The 11,779-nt window shown below is 62.2% G+C and carries 11 protein-coding genes; 9 read left to right on the forward strand and 2 right to left on the reverse strand.

Annotated elements, in window-relative coordinates; translation table 11 throughout:
• Positions 1 to 37: 37 nt before the first annotated feature.
• A complete protein-coding gene (locus EWV35_RS03305; RefSeq protein ID WP_394342429.1) occupies positions 38 to 781 on the reverse strand; it encodes an IclR family transcriptional regulator in 744 nt (247 codons plus the stop codon).
• Positions 782 to 963: 182 nt separating this feature from the next.
• Between EWV35_RS03305 and leuC the strand changes: the two genes are divergently transcribed.
• The 6 genes from leuC to EWV35_RS03335 all read left to right on the forward strand — a co-directional run bounded on the left by leuC (position 964) and on the right by EWV35_RS03335 (position 7,743).
• On the forward strand, positions 964 to 2,391 hold the full coding sequence (gene leuC, locus EWV35_RS03310; RefSeq protein ID WP_129658085.1) for a 3-isopropylmalate dehydratase large subunit: 1,428 nt from the start codon (positions 964 to 966) through the stop codon (positions 2,389 to 2,391).
• Between the two features lie 9 nt (positions 2,392 to 2,400).
• On the forward strand, positions 2,401 to 3,000 hold the full coding sequence (gene leuD, locus EWV35_RS03315) for a 3-isopropylmalate dehydratase small subunit (protein ID WP_129360156.1): 600 nt from the start codon (positions 2,401 to 2,403) through the stop codon (positions 2,998 to 3,000).
• Between the two features lie 239 nt (positions 3,001 to 3,239).
• On the forward strand, positions 3,240 to 4,571 hold the full coding sequence (gene murA / locus EWV35_RS03320; RefSeq protein ID WP_129359832.1) for a UDP-N-acetylglucosamine 1-carboxyvinyltransferase: 1,332 nt from the start codon (positions 3,240 to 3,242) through the stop codon (positions 4,569 to 4,571).
• Positions 4,572 to 4,573: 2 nt separating this feature from the next.
• Positions 4,574 to 5,389 carry a lysophospholipid acyltransferase family protein gene (locus tag EWV35_RS03325; protein ID WP_129658087.1) on the forward strand — a complete coding sequence of 272 codons (816 nt, stop codon included), beginning with the start codon at positions 4,574 to 4,576 and terminating at the stop codon, positions 5,387 to 5,389.
• A gap of 60 nt (positions 5,390 to 5,449) precedes the next feature.
• Positions 5,450 to 6,562: an NAD(P)H-dependent glycerol-3-phosphate dehydrogenase gene (locus EWV35_RS03330; RefSeq protein ID WP_238654073.1), complete on the forward strand. Its 1,113-nt coding sequence runs from the start codon at positions 5,450 to 5,452 to the stop codon at positions 6,560 to 6,562.
• 53 nt (positions 6,563 to 6,615) lie between these two features.
• Positions 6,616 to 7,743, forward strand: coding sequence for a D-alanine--D-alanine ligase family protein (locus tag EWV35_RS03335; RefSeq protein ID WP_129658091.1), 1,128 nt, complete (start codon positions 6,616 to 6,618; stop codon positions 7,741 to 7,743).
• A gap of 50 nt (positions 7,744 to 7,793) precedes the next feature.
• Here EWV35_RS03335 and EWV35_RS03340 read toward each other — a convergent pair whose 3' ends face one another.
• Positions 7,794 to 8,429 carry a DUF3515 family protein gene (locus EWV35_RS03340; protein WP_238654074.1) on the reverse strand — a complete coding sequence of 212 codons (636 nt, stop codon included), beginning with the start codon at positions 8,427 to 8,429 and terminating at the stop codon, positions 7,794 to 7,796.
• Between the two features lie 131 nt (positions 8,430 to 8,560).
• On the opposite strand from EWV35_RS03340, the gene EWV35_RS03345 reads away from it, so the two are divergent.
• The 3 genes from EWV35_RS03345 to EWV35_RS03355 are packed head-to-tail and all read left to right on the forward strand — an operon-like array spanning position 8,561 to position 11,777.
• Positions 8,561 to 9,670 (forward strand): PT domain-containing protein, encoded by a 1,110-nt coding sequence (locus tag EWV35_RS03345; RefSeq protein ID WP_129658095.1) that lies wholly within the window; start codon positions 8,561 to 8,563, stop codon positions 9,668 to 9,670.
• Between the two features lie 3 nt (positions 9,671 to 9,673).
• On the forward strand, positions 9,674 to 10,810 hold the full coding sequence (thiL, locus tag EWV35_RS03350; protein WP_238654076.1) for a thiamine-phosphate kinase: 1,137 nt from the start codon (positions 9,674 to 9,676) through the stop codon (positions 10,808 to 10,810).
• A 10-nt stretch (positions 10,811 to 10,820) separates the two neighbouring features.
• Complete coding sequence (locus EWV35_RS03355; RefSeq protein WP_129658097.1) at positions 10,821 to 11,777, forward strand: DAK2 domain-containing protein; 957 nt, start codon at positions 10,821 to 10,823, stop codon at positions 11,775 to 11,777.
• The last annotated feature ends 2 nt before the right edge of the window (positions 11,778 to 11,779 follow it).

An 11,779-nucleotide genomic window follows, 5' to 3' on the forward strand; every position in this document is an offset into this window, starting at 1 on the left:
CCTGGGCTCTCCCGTGAAGGTACGGCGTTTCAATGCCTCACTGAGGTGCGCGCAAGGCTTCCGTGAGTTGACGTGCCGCCTGGCTGACGACGTCGGCGTGCAAACGGCCCGGCTGGCGGGTCAACCGCTCGATGGGTCCGGATATTGAGACGGCAGCGATAACTTTCCCAGAGGGATTGCGCACCGGTGCCGAAACCGAGGCGATGCCCCGTTCCCGTTCACCAACCGATTGCGCCCAGCCCCGGCGGCGGACCGCTGACAACACGGTGGCCGAGAAGCGAGCCTGGCGTAACCCTTCAAGAAGGCGATTGTGATCCTCCCAGGCGATGAGCACCTGTGCGGCAGATCCCGCCTTCATGGACAGCTGCGTGCCCACCGGAATGGTGTCCCTCAAGCCGATCGGGCGCTCGGCGGAAGCGACACAGATACGCCACTCGCCCTGCCGTCGATAGACCTGCGCTGACTCTCCGGTGAGGTTGCGCAACTGGTTGAGCACGGGGCCGGCCGCGGCAATCAAGCGATCTTCGCCCGCGGCCGAAGCAAGCTCACCGAGCCTCGGCCCCAGGACGAATCGGCCTTGGACATCGCGGGCCACCAGGCGGTGATGGGCCAGGGCGACGGCCAAGCGATGGGCGGTGGGGCGCGCGAGTCCGGTAGCCTCCACGAGCTGGGAGAGACTTGCCGGACCCGCTTCCAGGCAATCCAGAATGTGGGTGGCCTTGTCCAGAACGCCTACGCCGCTGGGGTGAACCCTGACCGACATGGGATTGGCCGTACCCATGCCGCCGAGGATTCCATCTGTATCTCTTGCGGCCGGGCTTGTGGTCGGTGTTGGATCAGGGGTTTCGCTCATACCCACCATGGTGGAGTCTCAAATGCTGGAATGCAAGTCCACGTTGTGGAAGCCCCGGCGAATCCTCGGCACAATGAATTCCGCAAACACACAGGACTTCGGAGGACACCATGGCGGATTCACCGGATCGCCCAATGACCTTGGCCGAAAAGGTCTGGGCAGACCATCGAGTCGTATCGGGGCAAGACGGCAAGCCCGATCTCATTTACATCGATCTTCACCTTGTGCACGAGGTGACCTCGCCCCAAGCCTTTGAAGGACTGCGTCTTGCCGGGCGGAAACTGCGGCGACCCGACCTCACGATCGCCACGGAAGACCACAACACTCCTACGGAAGATATTTTCTCCAGGATCGCGGATCAGACGTCGCGTCAGCAGATCGAAACCTTGCGCGCCAACGCCGAAGAATTCGGCGTGCGCATTCACTCCCTCGGTGACGCGGAACAGGGGATCGTGCACGTCGTCGGACCGCAGCTCGGTCTCACCCAGCCTGGGATGACCGTGGTCTGCGGCGACTCTCATACCTCGACCCACGGCGCATTCGGGGCGTTGGCCCTGGGCATCGGAACCAGCGAGGTCGAACACGTCATGGCGACGCAGACCGTGTCGTTGGCACCCTTCAAGACGATGGCGATCACCGTCAACGGTCACCTGAAACCGGGCGTGACGGCAAAGGACATCATTCTTGCCGTGATCGCGAAGATAGGCACGGGCGGGGGCCAGGGATACGTCCTGGAGTACCGGGGAAGCGCCATCGAGGAGCTGTCGATGGAAGGCCGCATGACCATCTGCAATATGTCCATCGAAGCCGGGGCGCGTGCAGGCATGGTCGCTCCCGACCAGACGACCTTCGACTACGTTCAGGGCCGACCCCATGCGCCCCAAGGCGAGGAATGGGACCAGGCGGTCGAGTACTGGAAATCTTTGCGAACTGACGAAGATGCGAAATTCGACCGCGAAGTCGTCATCGACGGCGATGAGCTCGAGCCATTCGTCACCTGGGGAACCAATCCAGGCCAAGGCGTCCCGCTGTCCGAGTGCGTTCCCGATCCTGAGGACGCACCGGACGAGGGGTCCAAGGCCTCGGCGGCCAAGGCGCTGCAATACATGGATCTGAAAGCCGGAACCCCGATGAAAGCCATTCCGGTCGACACCGTGTTCCTGGGCTCCTGCACCAATTCGCGTATCGAAGACCTTCGGGCCGCTGCGGCCATCATCGAAGGTCGCAGCAAAGCTGAAAACGTGCGGATGATGGTGGTTCCAGGCTCGGCTCGGGTGAGGTTGCAGGCCGAAGAAGAGGGACTGGACCAGATATTCAAGGAATTCGGAGCCGAGTGGCGTTTTGCCGGTTGTTCGATGTGCCTAGGCATGAACCCGGACCAGTTGAAGCCCGGAGAGCGGTGCGCTTCGACGTCGAACCGGAATTTCGAAGGCCGTCAAGGCAAGGGCGGACGTACCCACTTGGTATCGCCATTGGTCGCTGCGGCGACCGCGGTCAAAGGAACCCTGAGCTCACCCTCCGATCTGCTGGACATTTAGGAGAAGATGATGGAACCAATTACGACTCATACCGGAGTCGCGGCGCCGTTACGCGCCTCGAACGTAGACACTGATCAGATCATTCCCGCGGTATATCTGAAACGCATTACCAAAACCGGTTTCGATGACGCCTTGTTCGCGGCATGGCGCAAGGATCCCGAGTTCGTCCTCAACCAGGAGCCCTTTCGGAATGCGTCCGTCCTGGTAGCCGGGCCGGACTTCGGTACAGGCTCGTCACGCGAACACGCCGTATGGGCACTGAAGGATTACGGGTTCCGGGTCGTCCTGTCGGCCCGCTTCGCTGATATCTTCCGTGGCAATTCGGGTAAGCAAGGCCTTGTCGCAGCCCAGTTGGACCAGCAGGACATCGAGTTGATCTGGAAGTCCATCGAGGAAAATCCGGGGATCGAAGTGACCGTGGACCTGGAGAGCAAGAACGTGACGTGCGGTTCGCTGACAGTACCGTTCCAGATCGACGAGTACACCCGCTGGCGCCTCATGAACGGACTCGACGATATTTCCTTGACCCTGCAGCAAGAGGACCAGATCACTCGTTTCGAAGAAACGAGGCCTGCGTTTAAACCACGTACGCTACCGGCGAAGTCCTGACCTCGACGAGGCATCCACTGAGAGGCCGCGCCCATGACACACCTACGGTGCATGGGGCGCGGCCCGTCGACGTTAAGCAGGAACAAGTCGGTCCGGTATTGTGTTCGCTGCAGTCCGGCGGAAGGCCGGAATCTGTCCCGGGGTTGGTACCGTAAAATAGCTCAAGAATGCGTGTCACCTGCGGACACGCCGGAATCACTGGGGCCCACCGGGCCTGAACACACGAGGATTGGAACTTTATGATCGGCGCATTGCACATTGAGGGCGGCGAGCCGCTTCGCGGAGAAGTATCGGTCCGTGGAGCGAAGAACCTTGTCCCCAAGGCCATGGTCGCGGCCCTGCTCGGTGCAACTCCGTCGGTATTGCGCAGCGTTCCCGAGATCAAGGACGTCAACGTTGTCACGGACCTGTTGTCCTTGCACGGCGTCACGGTGACCAAGGACCCGAAAAACGGCGACTTGAGCCTCGACCCGACCAACGTGTCCGTCGCACGACACGCGGACATCGATGCCCACGCCGGCGATTCCCGCATTCCGATTCTCCTGTGCGGCCCCTTGTTGCACGCGATCGGCGAAGCCTTCATCCCCGATCTGGGCGGCTGCAAAATCGGTGACCGTCCCATCGATTACCACCTCGAAGTGCTTCGGAACTTCGGCGCCGAGGTCAACAAGTTGCCCTCCGGTATCCGGATGACTGCACCCAAGGGGCTCAAGGGCGCCAAAATCGACCTGCCGTACCCGTCCGTCGGGGCGACCGAGCAGGTCCTGCTGACAGCAACGCGCGCCGAAGGCAACACTGAGCTGCGTGGAGCGGCCACCGAACCCGAGATCATGGACCTCATTGCGATCCTCCAGAAGATGGGTGCGATCATCACGGTCCAGACCGACCGGGTGATCCACATCGAAGGAGTGCCCAACCTCAGCGGATACAACCATCGTGCTCTGCCGGACCGGATCGAAGCAGCCTCGTGGGGTTCGGCGGCGCTGGCTACTGGCGGAGACATCTTCGTCCGTGGAGCCCAGCAAGCAGACATGATGGCTTACCTCAATACCTTCCGGAAAATCGGCGGCGGCCTCGACATCACGGATGAGGGCATCCGTTTTTACCATCCCGGCGGAAAGCTCAACTCGCTCATTGTCGAGACCAACGTTCACCCGGGTTTCATGACCGACTGGCAGCAACCGCTCGTGGTCGCCTTGACGCAGGCGGATGGTGTATCGATCGTCCACGAAACCGTGTACGAGAACCGATTCGGATTCACCGGTGCGCTGAATCGAATGGGCGCCTCGATCCAGCTGCACCGGGAGTGCCTGGGGTCGGTGCCTTGCCGCTTCGGTCAGCGTAACTTCCTTCACTCAGCGGTCATCTCCGGACCGACTCCGTTGCACGGCGCAGACATCAACATCCCCGACCTCCGAGGAGGCTTCAGCCACCTCATCGCGGCGCTTGCCGGTGAGGGGGAATCGCACGTTACAGGAGTCGAGCTCATCAACCGTGGCTACGAGCGGTTCGTCGACAAGCTCGAGGGCCTGGGAGCTAAATTCGACCTCGAAAACATGGCGGCCAAGTAGCAATGGCAGGCGAGGACCGGGCAACGCAGGGGAAAAAGACGAGGAAGAACCGACCCATCAAGACCACGACGCCGAGCCGTGGCGGAAACATCCTGTTCCACTGCGTTGCCTTCGTGGTACGGCACGTCCTGGATCTTGCCATGGCCAAGACATGGACCGGGGTCGAGAAACTCAAACGGGATGACGGGTACATCGTCATCGCGAATCATGTAACGGAAGTGGACCCTATGTCGGTGGCCTACCCCGTTTACATGTCCGGAACCATTCCGCGTTTCCTCGCCAAGGAATCCCTGTTCCGCGTCCCTGTCCTTGGGACTGTTCTGAGCCGCACCGCTCAGATCCCCGTATTCCGCGGTTCCATGGAAGCACGCAAGTCGTTGGAAAGCGCACGGGCGGTGGTCGACGCCGGCGGAGCCGTGCTGATCTATCCGGAAGGCACCTTGACCAAGGATCCGGAACTCTGGCCGATGGTGGGTCGTTCGGGCGCGGCTCGTCTCGCATTAGCCACGGGTGCACCGGTCATTCCGATCGCGCATTGGGGAGACCAGGAATTCCTGGCACCCAAGGCCACGCGTCCGCGTCCCTTCCCCAGAAAACGAGTACACGTTGTGGTGGGCGATCCGCTGGACCTGTCCGATCTCCGGGGAGAGGATCGCACCGAACACGTCAGCCAAAAGGCACTCTCCGAAGCCACCGACCGCATGATGGATGCTCTGACGACCCTTGTCGAGGGCCTTCGCGGTGAGAAGGCCCCGGATGGACGGTGGGACCCCCACCTGAGGAAGAGGGTCGGTCGAACCTCGTCGAACGAGGATTGACCCGAGATCAGCCAGACTCCGCGGCGACGAACGACGCGGCAGAAGACCGGAAGGAACATCGTGAGCGATACCGCCCAGGCCCCTAGCGTTCCGTCAACCGTTCCGACGCCACGCAAGGTGGCGGTTTTGGGAGCGGGCAGTTGGGGTACCGCTTTTGCCAAAATCGCCGCCGATGCAGCTCGCACGGAATCGGAGCAGGAGCCCGGCTGGGAGACTGTCCTGTGGGGACGCGATGAGTCCGCGATGCAGGCCATGGCCAAAACCGGTGTCAACGACCGATATTTCCCGAATGTCCGTTTGCCCGAGGATCTTGCATACACCGCGGATCCTCGCGAGGCGCTCGACGGTGCTGACGTCGTCGTGTTGGCGCTGCCGGCTCAGGTCCTGCGAGAGCAGCTGAAATCCATGGCCGTCCTCGTCCCCACCGATGCGGTACTCGTGTCCTTGGCGAAAGGTCTGGAACGAGGTACGGGCCTGAGAATGTCCGAAGTCATCGCCGAGGTGTTCCCGGGCGGAGCGGATCGCATCGCCGTCGTCTCGGGCCCCAACCTGGCCAAGGAAATCATCCAGAACCAGCCCACGGCCTCCGTCGTCGCATCGCCGTCCGAATATGCAGCCGGGCTGGTCAGCAGGGTGTGCGCCACGTCCTATTTCCGCCCGTACACCTCGGCCGACGTCGTCGGCGTGGAAATCGGTGGACTCGTCAAGAATGTGATCGCCTTGTGCGTAGGCATATGCGAAGGGCGCGACTATGGGGACAACTCCAAAGCATCCATCATGACGCGTGGTCTCGCCGAGACCACGCGGTTGGCCATGGCCCTCGGAGGACGACCGGAGACACTCGCAGGACTAGCGGGAATGGGCGACCTCGTGGCAACCTGTTCATCACCTCTTTCTCGAAATCACACGGCCGGAAAGCTTCTGGCCCTGGGCTTGAGTGAAGAGGAAGTCACGGCTCGCATGACCCAGACTGCTGAGGGCATCAAGTCCGCTCCGGTGGTCTTGGAGCTGGCTCGTCGCAACGGCGTCGAAATGCCGATCGCCGAGGCGGTCTCGGCGGTCTTGGCTTCGCAAGTCACCGTTGACCAGCTCCAGCCGATGCTGCTGGGACGTCAGCTCAAGGCGGAGACTCCGCACGGGGGCCCCGAAGGAACCAGCGCTCCGGGGCACTGACTCATCCGGGTCACCAGAGAACATCAACCCAAGAATTTCGTGAGAGAGAGCCCATGACCACCATTGCATCGACCGGTCGTACCACCGTTGGGATCTTGTTCGGGGGAGTCTCTTCCGAGCACTCGATCTCACTCATCACCGCCAAGGGGGTCCTTGGGGTCCTCGACCACGAGAAGTACGAACCAGTTCTGATCGGCATCACACCCGAGGGGACCTGGCACCTGAGCAGCGAAGCAGAACTCAACAAATTAATGGATGGCGTGGTGCTTCCCCGCTTCTCCGGGGAAGGCCCTCGCGTCTCGCTGCCGATGGGCGATTCCAGCCAAGGAATGTACCTCAAGTACGACGACGGCACCTTCGGCGAGGGCCCTCATCTGGATGTCGTTTTCCCTCTGCTTCACGGCCCCTTCGGCGAGGACGGAACGGTCCAAGGACTGCTCGAATTGGCCAATCTCCGGTACGTCGGTGCGGGCGTGACGTCGTCCGCGGTCGGTATGGACAAACATTTCATGAAGGTCGCCTTCGAATCGGCTGGCCTGGAAGTAGGTCCTTATCGGGTGATTTCGGCCCGCGATTGGGTCAACGACCGGCAGGCCAGCTTGCGAAAGATCAAGGAATTGGCTCTCCCTATCTTCGTCAAACCGGCTCGGGCCGGATCCTCCTGCGGCATTACTCGTGTCGCAGACTGGGCGGATCTCGAGGAAGCCATCGACCAGGCGCAGGCTTTGGACCCCAAGATCGTCGTCGAGGAAGAGATCAGCGGCCGTGAGATTGAGTGCGCGGTCTTGGACGGATTCCGTCACGAGCTTCCGCAAGCATCCCACCCGGGCGAAATCGAAATGGTCGGAGAGGATCACGCCTTCTACGACTTCGAGGCCAAATACGTCGAGACCGCCTCGTCCGAGCTGCGTTGCCCGGCCGATCTGCCGCAAGAAGTCCAGGCATCCATCCGAGAAAAAGCGGTTCAGGCTTTCCTGGCCCTTGACGGAGAGGGCCTGTCCCGTTGCGATTTCTTCTATACGGACGACGGGCGCGTGATCATCAACGAGGTCAACACGATGCCGGGCTTCACCCCGATTTCAATGTACGGGATGATGTGGGCAGAATCCGGGATCGATTACGGTCAGCTCGTGGATCGCCTCATCCGCTTGGCTCTGGACAGGGTCCCGGGGCTGCGCTGACCGCAGCCACGAGGTGTCACCGTGATCCTCGGATCCCGGCACCGGACCGGTCAATTCTTGGACAAGTCCAGATTGTCAGAGACGTCTGTGCATTCCTTGGTCTGATGGATGCGGTTCACAGCCGATTGCAGATCCACCAGCAATGTCGAGGAATTGACCTTGGCAGCGTCGAACGTCACCTGGATGGCCGGGGAACGTCCGAAGGACGTGGCTGTCCACGTTCCCGTTCCGTCAAGAGACTGACCCTGGTCGACGCTCGTGCCCGAGGTCGAGCTCGAAGACTCACTCGGTTCGGAGGACTCTTTGGCCCCTCCATCTTGCCGCAGGGTCCAATCGACGTCGTTGACCCGGACACACGGATCCTGGACCGGCTCCTTGACGCGTGCCCCGCACTTGAGGATGATCGTCGCGGGATCGCCCCACGCCGCAGTGGCCTGGGCCGTCGTCTCCCGCTTGTCCTGCCCGGCAAGGGTGTCCGGCATTGCGACGAGCGCTCTGGCGCAATCCGGATTCGTGGCATCAGGGGCCGCGTCCACCGTCACCGCGGACGAGCATCCACTGACCACCAGGACCGAAGCGGCTAGGCCACAAGCCCACACCTTTCGCGCTGACCAGCCATTCTGTACCTTTGCAACGGAGCGTCCTAAACTGAATGTTCTGAGGCGGGCAAGACGATGTGAATTCACATCCTCGAGGATACCCCAGCGATCTGACATTCAATTTAAGCGGGTATCGTCGCAGGACAAAGGCTCTCGTTCATGGGCCGCCCGACTGACCAGAGCATCTCGAAGAGGTAGGAATCATTCGTAGCAGCCACATGCCGGACGAGAAAGACCGCGCAAGACAGCGATTGGTGTATCGCTGCGCGGCATGCGCCGCCGTCATCGGTGTGGCTGGTCTCACGACGGTGTCCGCCGCGGCTGCCGAAAATGTGACGGACACTCCCAGCATTTCGACGGGACCGGCGGCCCCGACCGTCACCCAATCCTCATCAGGTCAACCCGACGGCAACTCAGCCACGGACGACTCAACGAGTAGTTCTTCGGAGTCCGTGCCGCCGACCCCCTCGGAGCCTACTGGCACCCCCACTCAGGAACCCACGGGCCAGCCGACGGCCGACCCCAGCGACGAGCCGACAGAGCAGCCGACGGCCGACCCCAGCGAAGAGCCGACAGAGCAGCCGACGGCCGACCCCAGCGAAGAGCCGACAGAGCAGCCGACGGCCGACCCCAGCGAAGAGCCGACAGAGCAGCCGACTCAAAGCCCGAGTAGACAGCCCGCTCAGAATCCGACGGAGGAGCCTCCACAGGAGCCAGCCCAGGAGCCGACTCAGGCGCCAGAGCCTGCTCTCCCGGACGCTCAGCCTGCGCCGGATCCGGGTCAAGACGTGGTACCTCCCCAACCGGGAGGAGCCGTCGGAGATTCAGGAAGTGATGGAAGCAAGGGTACGGTACCAGGAAATGCCGGTTCGGACCCCTCGCCGAGCGAAAGGCCGGCATCGGGAGGCGACGCAACACAGGCGCCCGCTGGATCCAATGGTCAGGCAGGTGCGCCTCAGACCAGCGACGGCGGCACGAGATCCACAGGACAAGGTTCCGGTGGTGACGACGCCGCAGCGGCAAATGCCGGCAGATCCGTAGGCGACGTGACGGGTATATCCAGTTGGGTCAGTCATTACCTGAACAGTAAGGAATCCGACGCTCCAGCGGCCGATCCGGTGGACTCGGACGCCAATGCCGGAGTCAACGACGTCGGCCATCAGGCGAGCACTTCTGGGGAACACCAAGAGGCTGGCAGCCACCGTAACCTCACGGCACTGCGTGGCCCGATCCCGCTTCTCGTTTTCACTGCCCTTGCCCTCGGCGGGGTGGGTACGGTGTTGGCGCGTACCTCCAAGACTCTGTCTCACAAGAAGCACGAGCAGTAAGCCGTGACCCGGCGGCACACGGTATCGGACGTCAACGAGGAACAGCTTCTACGCCCGATGCTCGAGATCTTCGATGCCCACAACCACGCGATGGTTCGCGATGGTACGTCCCGTCTTCTGCTCGGGCCTGGCGACGATTGCGCTATCTACGATCAATCCCGCGGTCGTACCGTGGTCACCATCGATACGCAAACCCAGGGTCAGGACTATCTCATGTCGTACCCATGCGGATACGACGTCGACGGCTTTGACCTGGGGTGGAAATCCGCCGCTCAGAATCTCGCGGACGTCGCGGCGATGGGGGCCGTGCCCACTGGGCTCGTGATCAGTCTGAGCCTCCCGCCACAAACGCCCCTCGAGATGGTCCGCCAGATGGCTCTCGGCTATTGTGCGGCCATCCGGAGGCTCGGCGCCTCGGGCTGCACCGTGGGCGGCGGCGACGTCGGGTCTGGCACTGAGCTCTCGGCCAGCGTCGCGGCATTCGGACTGGTCGGTCCAGGAACGGAAAAGATTGTTCCTGGACCGGGCCTCGTCAGCACGGCTTTGCCCGCGGTATTGCGGTCGGGTGCTCGTCCGGGGGATCTCGTGGTTCTGGCTGGCACGGTAGGGCGTGCGGCCGCTGGGCTGGACGTGCTCCTGCACGAAAACGGTGAGCCTCCGCTTGCATTTACCGACGACGCGACCGGGGACCTGCCGTGGGCTGCACCTTCGGATTCTCTTGCAGCCTTGGCAGCCTGCCAGTTGCGGCCTCTGCCGCCTCTGGCCCTCTCCCGTGAATTGTCCGCCGCCGGGGCCACGGCCATGATCGACGTTTCCGATGGCCTCGTGATGGATGCCGGCCGCATAGCCCGGGCTTCCGGCGTAGGGATCGAGTTGGACACGCAGGCGCTGGGGACGCTGTGCGCGCCGTTGCAGAAGGCCGCTGACCTCGTCGGAAAGAGCCCGCTGGATTGGGCTCTCGCTGGTGGAGAAGATCATGGAATTCTTGCCTGCCTCCCATCCACAGCTCGACTTCCGGATGGGGTGATTGCGATAGGCTCGTGTCGAGAATCAGACGATCGGGAGCCACAGGTCAGTGTGGACGGGAGGACCCGAGAAAACAAGGGATGGGATCATTTTGCAGCAAAGGACTGGATCTAGCGCCGTTTTTATGCGCCGTTGGCTGTCGGTAGCAGCAGATGCGCTCGACCAGCACCAGAATGAGCTCAACGCCCTCAACGTTTTCCCCGTAGCCGACGCGGATACCGGGACCAATATGGCGATTACCGTGCGCGCGGGTGCCCAGGCCGCCGAAATGGTAAACACGTCATTGGTCGGCGAACTCTTCGAGATTTGCGGACGCCATTGCCTCGAGGAGGCCAAAGGAAACTCCGGAACCCTCTTCGCCGTTGTGCTGGCAGGTTGCGCCGGGCCGCTTCGGGACGAATCCCGGCTCACGGCTTTCGGGTTCGCCCGGGCGCTCGAGCACGCCCGTACTCGGGTTCTCGGCGCTCTCCACGACCCCGTCGAAGGAACAATCCTGTCTTTCGTCAATGACATCACCCGCGCCGCGGGAGCCTGGGAAGACGCCGATGACTCGAATAAGAACTTGTGCAATATGATCGAGCACCTGGTCGGGGTTGGGCACAAATCCGTACGGAGGACCAGCACACAACTCGAGGTACTCCGGGACACCGGGCGGGTGGACGCAGGTGCTCTCGGAATGTTGATCATCGTGGACGTCCTGGCCCACGTCGTGCGCGGAGAAGAATACCCGGGCGCAGACGAGCGGCCCTACGCGGAATTGTTGGTTCCCCAGATCGCGGAGCCAGTCAGGAAAAGCGCTGCGGAGCCCTCCATCGCGGACCGAGCGGAGATCGGGGAGGAAGGCGTCGAGTTCATGTGCAGCATCGAATTGGACGCGCTTTCTGCGGCCCAGGTCCGTCACGAACTCTCGGAAGCCGGCGACTCGGTGATCATGTCCGCGGTATCGCAAGCGACCACCGAGAAAATTCGGTGGAAAGTGCACGTGCACGTCCGGGAAGTATCGGAAGCCATGTCGATCCTGAGCCCTTATGGGAAACCCGTCGACATCATGACCGAGCCCCTGTCTGCGAAGGAAAACTAGAT

The organism is Rothia uropygialis (assembly GCF_004137765.1).
Taxonomy (GTDB): Bacteria; Actinomycetota; Actinomycetes; order Actinomycetales; family Micrococcaceae; genus Rothia.

Coding starts and splice junctions, on each gene's coding strand:
- EWV35_RS03305 (WP_394342429.1), bottom strand. CDS start 781: ATGGGTACGGCCAATCCCATGTCGGTCAGGGTTCACCCCAGCGGCGTA.
- leuC (WP_129658085.1), top strand. CDS start 964: ATGGCGGATTCACCGGATCGCCCAATGACCTTGGCCGAAAAGGTCTGG.
- leuD (WP_129360156.1), top strand. CDS start 2,401: ATGGAACCAATTACGACTCATACCGGAGTCGCGGCGCCGTTACGCGCC.
- murA (WP_129359832.1), top strand. CDS start 3,240: ATGATCGGCGCATTGCACATTGAGGGCGGCGAGCCGCTTCGCGGAGAA.
- EWV35_RS03325 (WP_129658087.1), top strand. CDS start 4,574: ATGGCAGGCGAGGACCGGGCAACGCAGGGGAAAAAGACGAGGAAGAAC.
- EWV35_RS03335 (WP_129658091.1), top strand. CDS start 6,616: ATGACCACCATTGCATCGACCGGTCGTACCACCGTTGGGATCTTGTTC.
- EWV35_RS03345 (WP_129658095.1), top strand. CDS start 8,561: ATGCCGGACGAGAAAGACCGCGCAAGACAGCGATTGGTGTATCGCTGC.
- EWV35_RS03355 (WP_129658097.1), top strand. CDS start 10,821: ATGCGCCGTTGGCTGTCGGTAGCAGCAGATGCGCTCGACCAGCACCAG.